Annotated in this window: 18 protein-coding genes; 7 read left to right on the top strand and 11 right to left on the bottom strand. The window is 69.3% G+C overall.

What is annotated here, in order from left to right; all coding sequences use genetic code 11:
* The first annotated feature begins 109 nt into the window (after nucleotides 1-109).
* Nucleotides 110-1,357, top strand: coding sequence for an acyl-CoA dehydrogenase family protein (locus VGJ14_19290; protein HEY2834573.1), 1,248 nt, complete (start codon nucleotides 110-112; stop codon nucleotides 1,355-1,357).
* A gap of 88 nt (nucleotides 1,358-1,445) precedes the next feature.
* On the opposite strand, the gene VGJ14_19285 is transcribed toward VGJ14_19290, so the two are convergent.
* From VGJ14_19285 to VGJ14_19265, 5 genes are all read right to left on the bottom strand, one after another.
* Nucleotides 1,446-2,102: a PASTA domain-containing protein gene (locus VGJ14_19285; protein ID HEY2834572.1), complete on the bottom strand. Its 657-nt coding sequence runs from the start codon at nucleotides 2,100-2,102 to the stop codon at nucleotides 1,446-1,448.
* Nucleotides 2,103-2,112: 10 nt separating this feature from the next.
* Entirely contained in the window at nucleotides 2,113-3,153 is a 1,041-nt protein-coding gene (locus tag VGJ14_19280; protein HEY2834571.1) for a D-alanyl-D-alanine carboxypeptidase, read from the bottom strand.
* Between the two features lie 68 nt (nucleotides 3,154-3,221).
* The gene (locus tag VGJ14_19275; protein ID HEY2834570.1) at nucleotides 3,222-4,916 is read right to left on the bottom strand and encodes an MFS transporter; all 1,695 of its coding nucleotides are present in this window, start codon (nucleotides 4,914-4,916) and stop codon (nucleotides 3,222-3,224) included.
* Nucleotides 4,913-5,386 (bottom strand): MarR family transcriptional regulator, encoded by a 474-nt coding sequence (locus tag VGJ14_19270; GenBank protein HEY2834569.1) that lies wholly within the window; start codon nucleotides 5,384-5,386, stop codon nucleotides 4,913-4,915. Before VGJ14_19270 ends, VGJ14_19275 begins: the two co-directional genes overlap by 4 nt.
* A 34-nt stretch (nucleotides 5,387-5,420) precedes the next feature.
* Entirely contained in the window at nucleotides 5,421-6,905 is a 1,485-nt protein-coding gene (locus tag VGJ14_19265) for an MFS transporter (GenBank protein HEY2834568.1), read from the bottom strand.
* A 101-nt stretch (nucleotides 6,906-7,006) separates the two neighbouring features.
* Here VGJ14_19265 and VGJ14_19260 point away from each other — a divergent pair, with 101 nt between their 5' ends.
* Nucleotides 7,007-7,663, top strand: a complete 657-nt coding sequence (locus tag VGJ14_19260) for a peroxiredoxin (protein HEY2834567.1) — start codon at nucleotides 7,007-7,009, stop codon at nucleotides 7,661-7,663.
* Nucleotides 7,664-7,734: 71 nt separating this feature from the next.
* Here VGJ14_19260 and VGJ14_19255 read toward each other — a convergent pair whose 3' ends face one another.
* From VGJ14_19255 to VGJ14_19240, 4 genes are all read right to left on the bottom strand, one after another.
* Nucleotides 7,735-7,974: a CsbD family protein gene (locus VGJ14_19255; protein ID HEY2834566.1), complete on the bottom strand. Its 240-nt coding sequence runs from the start codon at nucleotides 7,972-7,974 to the stop codon at nucleotides 7,735-7,737.
* A 74-nt stretch (nucleotides 7,975-8,048) separates the two neighbouring features.
* Entirely contained in the window at nucleotides 8,049-8,330 is a 282-nt protein-coding gene (locus VGJ14_19250; protein ID HEY2834565.1) for a DUF4235 domain-containing protein, read from the bottom strand.
* Nucleotides 8,330-8,764 (bottom strand): DUF5709 domain-containing protein, encoded by a 435-nt coding sequence (locus VGJ14_19245; protein HEY2834564.1) that lies wholly within the window; start codon nucleotides 8,762-8,764, stop codon nucleotides 8,330-8,332. Before VGJ14_19245 ends, VGJ14_19250 begins: the two co-directional genes overlap by 1 nt.
* 12 nt (nucleotides 8,765-8,776) lie before the next feature.
* Complete coding sequence (locus tag VGJ14_19240; protein ID HEY2834563.1) at nucleotides 8,777-9,355, bottom strand: NAD(P)H-dependent oxidoreductase; 579 nt, start codon at nucleotides 9,353-9,355, stop codon at nucleotides 8,777-8,779.
* Between the two features lie 133 nt (nucleotides 9,356-9,488).
* Here VGJ14_19240 and VGJ14_19235 point away from each other — a divergent pair, with 133 nt between their 5' ends.
* A complete protein-coding gene (locus VGJ14_19235; protein ID HEY2834562.1) occupies nucleotides 9,489-9,689 on the top strand; it encodes a hypothetical protein in 201 nt (66 codons plus the stop codon).
* Between the two features lie 28 nt (nucleotides 9,690-9,717).
* On the opposite strand, the gene VGJ14_19230 is transcribed toward VGJ14_19235, so the two are convergent.
* Entirely contained in the window at nucleotides 9,718-10,509 is a 792-nt protein-coding gene (locus tag VGJ14_19230) for a SigB/SigF/SigG family RNA polymerase sigma factor (protein ID HEY2834561.1), read from the bottom strand.
* 186 nt (nucleotides 10,510-10,695) lie between these two features.
* On the opposite strand from VGJ14_19230, the gene VGJ14_19225 reads away from it, so the two are divergent.
* Genes VGJ14_19225 through VGJ14_19215 form a run of 3 tightly spaced genes read left to right on the top strand, consistent with a single transcriptional unit; the run spans nucleotide 10,696 to nucleotide 12,427 of the window.
* Entirely contained in the window at nucleotides 10,696-11,106 is a 411-nt protein-coding gene (locus tag VGJ14_19225; protein HEY2834560.1) for a four-helix bundle copper-binding protein, read from the top strand.
* Nucleotides 11,107-11,150: 44 nt separating this feature from the next.
* Nucleotides 11,151-11,477, top strand: a complete 327-nt coding sequence (locus tag VGJ14_19220; GenBank protein ID HEY2834559.1) for a plasmid stabilization protein — start codon at nucleotides 11,151-11,153, stop codon at nucleotides 11,475-11,477.
* Nucleotides 11,474-12,427 (top strand): TIGR03557 family F420-dependent LLM class oxidoreductase, encoded by a 954-nt coding sequence (locus tag VGJ14_19215; protein ID HEY2834558.1) that lies wholly within the window; start codon nucleotides 11,474-11,476, stop codon nucleotides 12,425-12,427. The genes VGJ14_19220 and VGJ14_19215 overlap by 4 nt, the downstream gene beginning before the upstream one ends.
* Here the strand turns inward: VGJ14_19215 and VGJ14_19210 are convergent, their stop codons facing one another.
* A complete protein-coding gene (locus VGJ14_19210; GenBank protein HEY2834557.1) occupies nucleotides 12,428-13,426 on the bottom strand; it encodes an SDR family oxidoreductase in 999 nt (332 codons plus the stop codon). It lies immediately after the preceding gene.
* Between the two features lie 112 nt (nucleotides 13,427-13,538).
* Here VGJ14_19210 and VGJ14_19205 point away from each other — a divergent pair.
* A partial coding sequence (locus VGJ14_19205; GenBank protein HEY2834556.1) for a thiamine pyrophosphate-binding protein occupies nucleotides 13,539-13,996 on the top strand: 458 nt, incomplete at its 3' end.

Here is a 13,996-nt window from a genome sequence, read left to right as displayed (position 1 = left end):
CAGAGCGGGTCGCAGCGCTCGGACCGGGACCCTACGCGGGTGTGTCGTCGCCGCACCCGGGGCATAGTCGGCGGGAAGCGAGCAGTCCGACCCCGAGGAGGGACTTCCGATGGCGATCGACTTCACCCTCACCCCCGAGCAGCAGGCACTGCAGGGCGACGCGCGCGGCTTCGCCGCCGCGGTGCTCTCCGAGGTTCGCGCGCTCATCGACCCGCTGCCGCGGCCGGAGGACCGGTTCTTCGCCACCCAACCCATCTACGCGCAGATGGCCAAGGGCGGGTTCGTGCATGCGCTGTTCCCGCAGGCATACGGCGGCGGTGGGCTGTCCGCGCTGGACTTCGCGATCGCCGCGGAGGAGCTGACCCGGGTCGACATCAACGTGCCGACCACGCTGCTGGCCACCGGCCTGGGCATGGAGCCGATCCTGGGCTTCGGCACGGAGGAGCAGAAACGCCAGTTCGTCTCCGAGATTCTGGCCGAGCCGGAGAACCGGTTGGCATCCTTCGCGTTCACCGAGGTCGCCGGGGGGGCCAACTTCGATTGCCCGGACCCGGCCGCCGGCGTGCAGACCTCCGCGCGGCTGGACGGCGATGAGTGGGTGATCAACGGTCAAAAGCACTTCACCACCAACGGCAGCGGGTGGGACGGCAACGGGGCGCACCTGTTCACCGTGGTCTGCCGCACTGACCTGACCAAGCCGCCGGCGCAATCGCTGGCGGTGATCGTGGTGCCGGGCGCGACGCCGGGCGTCGAGGTCGTCGGCTACCTGGACACGGCCGGGCACCGCGCCGTTGCCTCCCCGCGGGTGCACTTTCACGATGTGCGGGTGCCCGCGGGCAACATCCTCGGCAAGCCCGGCGACGGCGAGGCGATCTGCCGCCGCTCGTTCTCGTGGACCGCGGCGATGATCGGGTCGGCTTGTGTCGGCGTGATGCGCGCCGCGTTCGACGAGGCCTTCGAGTTCGCGAAGACCGACAAGCGATCGGGCAACGTGCCGGTCATCGAGCATCAGAACGCCGGCTACATGCTGGCCGACCTGAAGATGCGCATCGAGGCCGCGCGGTACCTGACCTGGAAGGCCTGCCACCAGCTCGACCTCACCGAACGGCGCAGCGACGAGCTGGCCATCATGACCAAGGTCTACTGCTCCGAGCTGGCGGTGCAGGTGGTCTACGACGCGATGCGGCTGGTGGGCGTGAACAGCTACTCCGACCTGTCGCCGTTGTCCGGGCTGATGCAGGACGCGTTGTGCTTCCCGCTGTATGACGGCGGCAACATGGGCGTGCGGCGGCGACAGCTGCACACGATGTTCAAGTCACCCGGCTACGACCCCATGGCCTCCGCCGAGGCCCGCTGATCGCCGAACCCACCCCGAAAGCGCAGAAGCGCGCGCCGAAATCCGTTTTGCGACGCGCGGTTCTGCGCTTTCGGGGGAAGTCGTCGCGTCAGCCCACCGCGCGGTCGCCGGGCACCGGCTCCGGGGCGTGCTCGACGGCACGCCGCGGGTCCGGGCCGGGGCGACGGGGTTCGCGGACGCCGGAGCCGCCGCCGCGTTCCACCCACAGGGTGACCGCGGAACCGGCGGGCACCTTGGCGCCCGCCTCCGGGCTCTGGTCGGTGACCGTGCCGCCGAAAATCGGCGGGGCATCGGGATCGGGAACGATGGCCACCAGGGCCATGTCCCGCAACACGTCGCGGGCGTCGTCGTATTGCAGGCCAACCACGTTCGGCACCCGCACGGTGGCGCGGCGCCGGGCCTCGCCGGCCGCCCGCCCGAGTACCTCGTCGACCACCACCGTCAGCGGTAGCGCCTCGACCACCGACGCGGCGGCGGCCGGTTCGTCGAGGTCCCGCCAGCGCTCCCAGGCGGACTGCCGGGTAACCCCCAGCCGGGTCGCGATCTCCGCCCAGGAGCGGCCGTGTCGGCGGGCGGTGCGCACCGCCTCCAACTCCGCCTGGTCCAGCACCCGACGCACCTCACCGATGTCGTCCAGCGCCTCCAACGCGGGCACCCCGCCGTCCGCGTGCGCAGCGGAAACCCACCCGTGCAGGCGTTCCCACGCCTGCCGGGCGTTCTCCCACGGTCCGCGACGGCCGCCCACGCCTGCCAGGCTACCCTGACAAGCGCGAATTGTCCTCGGGTATTGCGGCCGGCGCGGGATGCCCCGCAGCAATCGGCCCGCGGCCGGGGTCGGGGTAGTCGCCGGGGGCCAGCGCGGGCAGCGGGCTCACCAGCACGCCGACCGGTCTGACCAAGGCGTGCGCGAAACCCCAGTCGAGCAGCGTCCGGGCCTGTACGTAGATGTTGCGGCGGGTGCCCATCAGTGTCACCAGGATGGTCCGGCCGTTGCGGGTGGCCGCCGCGATCAACGTGTTGTGGGCCAGTGAGGTGTACCCGGCCTTGACCCCGATCGCGCCGGGATAGTGGTGAATCAGCCGGTTCTGCGTGTAGATCTGGTACGAGCTGTGCGCGCCGGGGAAGTCATGGCGCAGCGTGCCGTAGTAGTGCCGCAGGTCGCCGTGGCCGAGTGCGGCCCGTCCCCACAGCGCCAGATCGTAGGCCGAGGCGAACTGGCCGGGCGCGTCCAGGCCACTGGGGTTGGCCACCCGGGTGTCGTAGGCCTGCAGATGCCGCGCCTCGGCCCGCATCATGCTCACCGCGCGCGCCACGTCCCGCCCGGCGCCGGCCTTCGCGATGGCGTTGGCCGCGTCATTGCCGGACCGCAGGAACAGGCCGTACCAGAGGTCGTTGATCGAGTAGGTCTGCCCGGCGACCAGGCCCACGTGTGTGCCCTCGACCCGGGTGTCGGCGCGGTCGGCGCGGTAGTAACCGTTGGGGTTCAGCCGCGGCTCCATGGTCAGCGCGAGCAGCGTCTTCTGCGTGCTGGCCGGTCGACGTTGCCGATGCGGGTCGCGCGCGGCCAGCACATTGCCCGAGGCCGCGTCGGCGATCAGCCACGCCGGCGCAGTGACCCGCGGCAACGCCCCGACCCCCGGCGCGGCGATTACGCCGTGCCCGCCCAGGCGTGCCCCGCCGATCGGGACCGGACCGGGGCCGGATTGGACGCGCGCGTCCGCTGCCGTCGTCGGCACGAGGGCAAGGGCGGCGGCAACCGCGGCGCACGCGGCGCGGCGCAAAAATGAGATCGGCACGGATTGAGGCTAGGGACAACCATCCGCTTCGGCCGGGATTGGCGCGTCCTGTGGATAACGCGCGTCGGCTAGGAAACGGCCAGGGCCGGGGCCGGAGCCAGCACGATCTCCGCCCACGCGTGGTGGGTCAGGTCGCGGACCTGCGGGGCGAACCCGTCGGCGAACACCACCACTGACTCCCCGCCCACCGGCGGGTCCGGGAACCGGTACCCGCCGTCGAAATCGGTGCGGGTGCTCTGCACGACCGCGCCTGTGGAGTCCAACAGCACGACCACCGCGGCGTACAGCGGGCCGTGCGCGGCGTGCACGGTGCCGGTGATCGCGAGGTGGCCGGGTTCGCCGCTGGGCTGCGCCGCAGCCTCGGTGTCAATGACGGTGGGCACCGTGACCCGGGCCGGGATTGCCGCGGTGGCCACCATGGCCAGCACGCCCGCGACGGTGAACATCGCGAACGACGCGGTGAAGCCGACCTCGCCGGGCAGCCCGTTGGCCTGCACATGCCCGGCGATCAGGGTGGCCGCGATCTGCCCGCCGAGCGCTCCGCCGATGGTCCGCATGATCGTGTTGATGCCGGAGGCGGCGCCGGTGGCGGTCTGCGGCACGGCGTCCAGGATCAGGTTGGCCATGCCCGCATAGGCGAAGCCGACGCCGATGCCCATCAAGCCGGACCCTACGTAAACGGACCAGGGGTGGCTGTGCTCGACGGTGAGGGAAAGGAAGGCCAGCGCTTCGGCAAGGCAGCCGATCATCAGCGAGAGCTTGGACCCGAACTTGTTGCCGACCCAGCCGGCCAGCGGTCCGCTGACCATCATGCCCACCGTCGAGGGCAGCATGAACACGCCGGCCTTGGTGATCGAGGCGCCGAACCCGTACCCGGAGTCCGGCGAGACCTGCACGAACTGCGGGATGATGATGAACGAGCCGAACATGCCGAAGCCGACGAGGAATCCGGCCAGGTTCGGGGTGAGCACGGCGCGCTGCGCGGACATGCGCATGTCGACCAGTGGCTCCCGCCGCCCGAGTTCGTAGGTGACCAGTAGCACCAACAGGGCCAGCCCCAGCGCCACCAACCACACGACGCGCAGCGACAGCCAGCCCCAGCCGTTGCCCTCGCTGACCGCGCCCAGCAGGGCCACCAGGCCCGCGGAGAGCAGGGCCGCGCCGCCCCAGTCGATCCTCGCCGGGGTCTTCACCGGGGACTCGGGCACGAACAGGTAGGTCAACAATGCGGAGACGAGGACCACCATCAGGCCGAACCAGTACAGCCAGTGATACGACATGTGCTCGACGATCGGACCGGCCGCGACCAGGCCGATGCCGCCGCCGATGCCGAACGTCGCGCTGACCAAGCCGATGGCCGAGCCGACCCGCTCCCGCGGGAACTCGTCGCGGATGATGCCGTAGGCCAACGGGAAGATCGCACCGCCGATGCCCTGCACGGCCCGGCCGGCGATCATCGGCCAGATCGAGGTGGACACCGCGGAGACGAACGCGCCCGCCGCGAAGCACATCAGCGTGATCATCATCATCCGCTCCTTGCCGAACATGTCGCCGAGGCGGCCGACGATCGGCGTGGCCACGGAGGCCACCAGCAGGTAGGCGGTGAGGATGAAGGTGACGGTGCTGGTCGTGGTGTGCAGGTCGTGCTGCAGCAGCGGCAGCACCGGGGAGACCAACGTCTGGCTGAGCGTGTAGCTCATCGACGCCGAGACCAGGGCGACAAGGGTCACGGTGCTGGAGCGACGCTGCTGCCCGAGGCTCACAGGACGTCCAACTGTTCGGCGAGACGGCGGAAAAGTCGTTCGGCCTGACTGCGCTCGGCGGGGGTCAGCGAGTCGTAGAGCTCCTGTCGTTTGGCGGTGATGACCGCCTCCTTGGCGAGCAGCGCCTCGCGGCCGGCGGCGGTCAATCGAATGCTGACGCCGCGGCGGTCGTCGACGGTGCGGGCGCGCTCGACCATGCCTTGCTTCTCCAGGCCGGTGAGCATTCGGGTGACGGTGGGGGCGGTGACGCCGAGCTGCTCGGCCAGCTGCACGCAGCGGACGTCGCTGGTCCGGGACAGCGCGGTGAGCAGGCGGAACTGGGAGTGCGTCAGGCCGTCAAGGGTGGCGTGCACCGCACGGCCGCGGGCCTGGCGCAGGGCGACGTCGAAGTGGTCCCAGGCGCGCCAGAGGGCGTCCTGCGGGTCGTCGGTGCTGACCCGCGCGAAAGGCGCGCGGGTGTCCGCGGACATGGGATCTGTGCCTCGCGATCTGGTCGTTAGCCTGCTAACGAGTGGCTAACTTACCGAGCGGTCGGGATTCGGACAACCCGGTTTCGGTCAACAGACCCGACACGTCCTCCAGCGGACGGTTCTCCGCCGGGACGCCGAGCGCGAACTCGACCAGGCCGCCCACGGCCATCACCGCGGCACCAACCAGGTAGCCGAGCATCAACTTGTCCGGGTCGGGGTGCGCCTTGTCGATGAGCGCGCCGTAGAAGACGGGACCGAGCGCGCCGACGCCCTGCGCAATCGCGAAGAACACCGCGATGGCCTTGGCCCGCACCTCCAGCGGAAAAATCTCACTGACCGTCAGATAGGCCGCGCTGGCGCCGGCGGAGGCGAGGAAGAAGATGCCGCACCAGGCGAAGGTCTGGGTGGTGGCGGTGTAGGCGCCGGCGCGGAACAGCAGTGCGTTGACCGCGAGCAGCACCCCGGAGCCGAGGTAGCAGCCGCCGATCATCGGCTTGCGGCCGACCTTGTCGAACAGCGGGCCCAGCGCCAGCGGACCGACGAGGTTCCCGACCGCGAACGGGATGAAGTACCAGCTGGTGCGACCGGACGGGACGCCGAAGAAGGCGGACAGCACGGTGGCGTAGGTGAAGAAGATGGCGTTGTAGAGGAAGGACTGGGTGATCATCAGGGTGGCGCCGAGCACGGCGCGCCGCGGCTGGGCGGCGAACAGCACGCGCAGCAGCGTCAGGTAGCCGCGGTCGGTGCTGGGCCGCACCGCGATGGCGGCATCCGCGGGGACCTCGGGCAGGGTCCGGCCGGAGGCGCGGACCTCGTCCTCGATGAACTGGATGGACGCCTCGGCCTGCGCGGTGCGGCCGTGCATGAGTTGCCAGCGGGGACTCTCCGGCAGGTTGCGGCGCACGAACAGGATGCCCAGGGCGAGGATCGGGCCGATCAGGAAGGCCACCCGCCAGCCGACACCGGGATCGATGGAGCCGTCCAACAGCGGAACCTGCAACACCGCGGCCAGCGCGGCGCCGCCCCAGTAGGTGCCGTTGACCGCGATGTCCACCCGTCCCCGGTAGCGGGCCGGGATGAGTTCGTCGATGGCCGAGTTGATCGCGGCGTACTCCCCGCCGATGCCCATGCCGGCCACGAAACGCGTGGCATAGAGGTAGGCCACCGCGCCGGTACTCGCTCCGGGGGTGAGCGCGGTGGCCGCGGAACCCGCGAAATAGACGATGAGCGTGACCGCGAACAGGTTGCGTCGGCCCAGCCGGTCGGACAGCCGCCCGAACAGCAGCGCACCCACGACCTCGCCCGCGAGGTACACCGAGGCCAGCGCGCCGGCTGCGGTGGCGGACAGGCCGAGCACGTCGGGGGTGGACAGCTTGTTCGCGACGTTGCTGGCGATGGTGATCTCCAGCCCGTCCAGCACCCACGCCACGCCCAGCGCGATGACCATGCGGGTGTGGAACGGCGACCACGGCAACCGGTCGAGGCGGGCCGGGATCGCGCTGTGCACGGTCGTCGCCACAGCAGGGCCCCTACCCGGCCGGGGACCCGGGAATGCGCTGCGCGGCCGCGACTACGCTGGCCGATGGATCAGTTGCTCAGCGCATCCGAAGGGAATCAGTCGTGAGTCTGCTCATCGGCGACACCGCCCCCGACTTCGAGGTAGACAGCACTCAGGGTCGCATCAAGTTCCACGAGTGGATCGGTGACTCCTGGGCCGTCCTCTTCTCGCACCCGAAGGACTTCACCCCGGTCTGCACCACCGAGCTGGGCTACATGGCCCACCTGAAGCCGGAGTTCGACAAGCGCAACACAAAGATCATTGGTCTGTCCGTGGACTCCACCGACGACCACGAGGGCTGGGCCCGCGACATCGAGGAGACCCAGGGCACCGCGCCGAACGACCCGCTGATCGGCGACAAGGACTTCGTCGTCTCCAAGCTCTACGGCATGCTGCCCGCGTCCACCTCGGGTGACGCCAAGTCCCGCACGCCGGCGGACAACATGACCGTGCGCAACGTGTTCGTGATCGGCCCGGACAAGAAGATCAAGCTGGTGCTCGTCTACCCGATGAGCACCGGCCGCAATTTCGACGAGGTGCTGCGCGTCATCGACTCGCTGCAGCTCACCGCCAAGCACTCGGTGTCCACGCCGGTGAACTGGCAGCCCGGCGAGGACGTGATCATCTCCGGCTCGGTGAACAACGAGAAGGCCAAGGAGATCTTCGGCAGCTGGAAGGAGCCGAAGCCCTACATCCGCATCGTGCCGCAGCCCCAGTAGGAGCCTTTAGCCGAGGCGTCCGCCCATCCGTGAGCTATAGCTCACCTCTGAGCGGACGCCTCGGCACATGATCAGCGGTTCTGGTGGGAACGCTGCTCGGTCTCGTGCGCCCGCGCCTCGGCGCGCGCCTTGTCGGCCTCGCCTTCCTTCTGCGCGACGTCGCGCTGCGCGTCGGCCTTGTGCTGTTGTGCCTCCCCCTCGCGGCGCATGTCCTCGTTGCCGACGACCGCGCCCACGGCTTCCTTGGCCTTGCCCTTCGCGTCCTCGACGATGCCGCTGAGGCCTGCTTCGGGACCGGATTGCTTATCCATGGCGTCTCCTCTCGGTTACGCACCAGTACTTCCCGGCTGTGCGGGAGTCAATGCCACGCGATACGCGATAGATCTCACGTCGCCGCGGTAGCGGCCTTCTGCTCCACGATCGGCCATTCACCGGTGGCCTTCGCCACGGCCGCCGCGCTGCCCCGCTTCGCGCTGGCCCGCACCGTTGCCTCGATCGCGGCCTGGATGGCCGCCGCGGTGAGTACCGGCACCCAACGGGCCTCGCGACTGGTCGGGTCGAGGTTCGCATCCATGCGTGTGCGGAATTTCGTCGTGAGCTTGCGCGCGACCTTGCCGCCGGCCAATGCCGTCGCAAAGGCAAGGATCCGGTAGGTGAACTTGCGCATCAGCGGGCTCCGTCCTCGTCGGGGATCACGTGCACCGCGGCTTCCTCGGCAGAGGCCGCCGCACCATCGATACCCACATCCACCGCGGACATCTGCTCATCCGCATCACCGCGGGTGCCCTCGTCCGGCTCGACGAGGCGGCCGGCGCGCCGATCGCCGACCTCCCCACTCACGTGTTCGGGCACCGCGCGATACGGGTCGGGGTCCGGTTCCTCCTCGGCCAGCAGGTCGTCCAGCGACGCACCGCGGGCCTCTTCCTGCGCGGTGACCCCGCGACGCTGCACGCCGGACGGCTTCTCCGGCGGCGAGTAGCCCTCGTCCAGTGGTTCGCGCAGGCCACGGTTGGAGCTATTGCTGTCCTCGCCGGTCTGCGGTTGGTCCTCCACGTCCACGCTGTAACCGTGATATGTCTCGGCGTCCTGACGGTCCGTCATGATCTTCCTCCTTCAGGCCACGCGCACGGGGGCCAAAGCGTTGCTCCAGGCAATTACCTCGTCGAACATGCCCTCCAGCGCGGGCTCCTGCTGCTCGCCGGGGTGGAACTCTCCCGGTTCACTCGGATCGGTGATGCTGAAGTCGGTGAACATCGAGAGGAAGACCTGACTGCGCACCGTGGCCACCTTGACCTCGGCCAGCACCAGGCGCAGTTGCTCCACCGCCCGCACCCCGCCGGCCGAGCCGTAGGAGACGAAGCCCGCGGCCTTGTGGTGCCACTGATAGAAGAGGTGGTCGATGGCGTTCTTCAGCACGCCCGGCACTGAATGGTTGTACTCCGGGGTGATGAAGACGAAGCCGTCACACGCGCCCACCGCGACCGCCCACTTCTTCACCTGCGGGTCGCTCGGCGCCGTGCCCAGGGCGGGCGGGTTCTCATCGTTGAACATCGGCAGATCCCAGTCGGCCAGATCGAGCACCACGAACTCCGCGTCGTCCCGCTTCTCGGCGAGCCGGGCCACCCACTCGGCGACGAGTTCGCTGCGGCGGCCGCGGCGGGTACTGCCGACGACGATGGCAATGCGGGTCATGAGGCGGGCCTCCTGGCAAACGAGTACATGTCCCTACAGGCCTACCCCTGCTCCCGCGGCCGTACGCGACGGCGGGCGGGTCGGTGTGGCATCGGCGGGGTAGGGGACCGGAAAGTCGAACGAAGGAGTCGCCATGGCGGAGAAGAAGCTGAACCCGCAGAACGAGGAAGCCCTGGGTGCGGCCAAGGAGGTCATCGGTCAGGTCCGTGGAGACGCCGACCGGGCGGCCGAGGGTCGTGCGCAGGAGGAACACGCACAGCGTGGCCAGAGCATGAAGGACACCGTGGACGCCGCCATCAAGGACACGAGCGGTACCGAATCCTCGGGTCGGTAGCAGCTGAGGGCGGGTCATTTCACCGCGTTCAGTCGCGCCCCAACTGTTCGCGCAGTTGGGCGAGCACCTTGGTGAGCAGGCGGGACACGTGCATCTGGGAAACGCCCAACTCCTCGCCGATCTCGGACTGGGTGCGGTCCTCGAAGAAGCGCAGATGCAGCAACCGCCGCTCGCGGTCGGTCAAGCCGTCCAGGAGCGGCAACAGGCTGGTGCAGTCGGTGAGCAGTTGGAAGCGACGATCGTCGACGCCGAGCACATCGCAGACCGTGTAGCTGTCCTCGCCATCGAAGCGGAGCGGGGTCTCCAGCGACACGGGGGCATACACGTCGTCCGCGGTGAAGGCTTCCAGCACCACATCGGTGTCGACGCCGAGGACGTCGGCGAGTTCGGGCATCGTCGGGGCTCGGCCCAGGTCATGGGTGAGGGACTCCGTCGCCTGACGGATATCCGCCTTTATCTCTTGCAACCGGCGGGGCAGTTGGATCCAGCGGCGCTTGTCCCGGAAATAACGCCGGATCTCGCCCTGCACGGTGGGGCGGGCGAATGCGGCGAACTGCGTGCCACGCTCCGGATCGAAGCGCTGTACGGCGAGCACCAGGCCCACGTAACCGACCTGACGTAGGTCCTCGACGTCGATGGCCGGTCCGGCGTAGCGCGCGGCCAACCAACGAACCAGACCCGAGTACCGCTCCACCAGGATGTCCTGGACGGCCGGACGCTCCTCCGGCGGCAAATCACGCAGGGCGCGGAACAGTTCGAGGTCGGTGGCCTCGACGCTCGGCGCCGGCCGGGGCGCAGCGAGCGTCGCAGCGGTCGTCACACGATGCAGCCTGCCGCGCTCTGGCCTGCCCAAACCCGGGTAATCGGCAAGATTCGTCCGCCGTTCACGTCGCCGCCGCTGAGCCGGAACGCCCGCCGTGCCCAGTGGCACGCCGGAACCGGCACGTACCACGCGGCCGGCGGGGTAGGTAGGGGCTGGAGTGACGTCGACGAAAGGAGCGTGCCCATGACCACCGTGTCACACTCGAAGGTCTCCACGCTGCACCTGGACCTGCCCGCACCCGCGCGCGAGGCGCTGCAACGGGCGCTGGAGTGCTGCCTGACCTGCGTGGAGACGTGCACCGCGTGCGCCGACGCCTGCCTGCGCGAGGACGACCTCGACGCGCTGCGCGCCTGCATCCTGTCCGATCTGGATTGCGCGGACATCTGCGACACCACCGCCAGGGTGTTGGCCCGCTCCGGCGGCGCGCAGGTCGGCGTCACCCGCGCCATGCTCAACGCCTGCATCGCGGCCTGCCATGTCTGTCGCGAGGAGTGCGCCCGGCACGCTGCGCACCACGCGCACTGCAAGGCCTGTGACATTGCGTGTCAGAGCTGTGAGGACGCCTGTCGAGACCTTTTGGCCCAGCTCGACTGATGGTGCGTCAACTCTGGCCATTTCTGAACCGTTGGAGGGAACTCATGCCGCAGCAAGCCTGGAGCAAGAAACGGGAACGCGAGTATCAACACATCAAGGAGGGGCTGGAGGAGCACGGCCGGTCGGAGAAGACCGCGAAGCAGATCGCCTCCCGCACGGTCAACAAGGACCGCGCCCGCGCCGGTGAGGCGAAGACGTCCAGCCGTACCTCGACCAACGATCTCTCGTCCAGTCGGCGCGGTGGTCTGCGGTCGCACAGTGGATCGGGCGGACGCACCAAGGCCCAGCTCTATGAAGAGGCCAAGCGCAAGAACATCGAGGGTCGTTCCTCGATGAACAAGGCCGAACTGCAGCGGGCGGTTGGGCGTTGACCACCTTCGGCTATTTCCTGTCCTGCGAGGAATACGGGCCGAAGGACCTGATGCGCCAGGCCCGAATGGCCGCCGATGCCGGCTTCCAGAAGCTCTGGATCAGCGATCATTTCCATCCCTGGCTGGAGGAACAGGGCCAGAGTCCGTTTGTCTGGTCGGTGATCGGCGCCCTTTCCGAGGCCGTCGACCTGCCGGTCGGCACCGCGGTCACCTGCCCCACCGTGCGGGTGCACCCGGCGATCGTGGCGCAGGCGGCCGCGACCGCCGCGGTGCAACTCGACGGCAAGTTCACCCTCGGGGTGGGCAGCGGCGAGGCGCTCAACGAGCACATCCTCGGCGACCCATGGCCGTCGGTCGGCGTACGACTGTCCATGCTGGAGGAGGCCGTGGACATCATCCGTACGCTGCACCGCGGCGACGAGGTCAGCTACCACGGCGAGCACTACGAGGTCAGTGAGGCGCGCATCTATACCCGTCCCGCCGAGCCGGTACCGATCTACGTCTCCGGCTTCGGGCCGCAGGCGGCGGAACTGGCCGGGCGCATCGGGGACGGCTACGTCACCACCAAGCCCGATACTGAACTGATCGAGGTCTTCCGTCAGGCGGGCGGCGCGGGCAAGCCGATCCAGGCCGGCACCAAGGTGTGCTGGGCGCCCACCGAGGCCGAGGGCATCGACACCGCCCACCGGCTGTGGCGGTCCAGCTCGCTGGGTGGGCAGCTGTCGCAGATCATCCCGCGCACCGAGGACTTCGGCGCCGCCGCCGAGTTCGTCCCGCAGGAGAAGGTCGCCGAGCACTACTCCTGTGGCCCGGAGGCGAAGAAGCACGTTGCGCAGATCTCGCCGTATCTGGAGGCGGGCTGCGACGAGGTGTACGTCGCGCAGATCGGCGGCAACTTCGACGGCTTCTTCCGGTGCTGGACCGAGGAAATACTGCCCCAGCTGCAGTAGCTAGGTCGTCGCTCGCCGGGCCAGCCACCCGGCGGCGACCGCCAACGCCCCCACTCCGACCAGCCCGTGATGCCGCGACAGCCACAGCTGCGGGTCTCGGCTGTGCGCCCTGTCGTCGAACTCGCCGTGCGCGCCGTAGTCGTGCCCCGGCGCATCGTCCAGCGGCCGAAACAGATTGCCCGGCGCGTCCGGATCATGAGGCCGGCTGGTCTGCTGCGCAGAGATGTTGGTGCGGGCCAGGTAGCGGTCCAACAGGCCGGGCGCGATCGCGTTGGCGATCAATGTCGCTGCGGTGCTGCTGCCCACCCAGTATTCGCGCCGCTGCGGATGATCGGCGGCGTACACCACGGCCCGGGCCGCCACCTCGGGTTGATAGATGGGTGCCACCGGCTGGGCGTGGTGACGCAGCCGGTTACGCACCCAGCTGAACTGCGGGGTGTTCACGCCGGGCAACTGCACCATGGTCACCTGCACACCACTGCGCTCGTGCAGCAATTCGCAGCGCAGCGACTCGGTGAAGCCCTGAATGGCGTGCTTGGCGCCGCAATACGCGCTCTGCAGGGGAATCCCCCGATAGGCGAGCGCCGAGCCGACCTGGACGATGGCGCCGCGGTCGCGCTCGCGCATGCGTGCCAGCGCGGCCATGGTGCCGTACACGAAGCCGAGGTAGGTCACCTCGGTGGTGCGCGCGAACTCCTCCGCCTCGATCTCGTGGAACTCCGCGAAAATCGAGGAGAAGGCGACGTTCACCCACACGTCGATCGGACCCAGTTCGTCCTCGACCCCGGCCGCGGCGGCGTCCACCGCGTCGGCGTCGGCGACATCGACGACCAGCGGCAGCGCGGTCCCGCCCGCGGACTGCACGTCCCGGGCCGCGGCCTGCAGGCCGCCGGAGCCCCGCGCGAGCAACGCCACCTTGTCCCCGCGTGAGCCGAACGCACGTACGCACGCCCGGCCGACCCCGGCACTCGCGCCGGTCACCACCACAACCTGTGCCATGTGCTTGGTCCCCTTTCTGCATAAGGGCTCTACCCCGTTTGTGAGTCGTCGCCCGGGTCAGATTGTGGGGAGGGGGCGGTACGGCCCGCCGCGGCGCGGTAGGAGGTTTCGGATGGCGCACAACCAGACGGTCGGCGACTACATCTTGGCTCGCTTGCGAGAGTGGGACGTCGCTCAGGTGTTCGGCTATGCCGGCGACGGCATCAACGGCTTGTTGGCCTCGTGGCAGAAGGCAGGGAACAACCCGACGTTCATCCAGGTACGCCACGAGGAGATGGCCGCGTTCGCAGCCGTGGGTTACGCAAAGTTCTCCGGGCGCACCGGCGTGTGCGTGGCGACCAGCGGCCCGGGCGCCATCCACCTGCTCAACGGGCTCTATGACGCGCTGCTGGACCACGTGCCGGTGGTCGCCATTGTCGGGCAGACCAACCGCTCCGCGATGGGCGGCAGCTATCAGCAGGAGGTGGACCTGCTCACGTTGTTCAAGGACGTGGCCGGCGCCTACTGCCAGATGGTCACCGTCCCCGAGCAGTTGCCCAACGTGCTCGACCGCGCCATGCGCATCGCCAC

Source organism: Sporichthyaceae bacterium, from assembly GCA_036493475.1.
Classification (GTDB): domain Bacteria; phylum Actinomycetota; class Actinomycetes; order Sporichthyales; family Sporichthyaceae; genus DASQPJ01.
The sequence above is the reverse complement of the archived record's forward strand: the minus strand, read 5'-3'. Positions and strand labels throughout refer to the sequence as shown.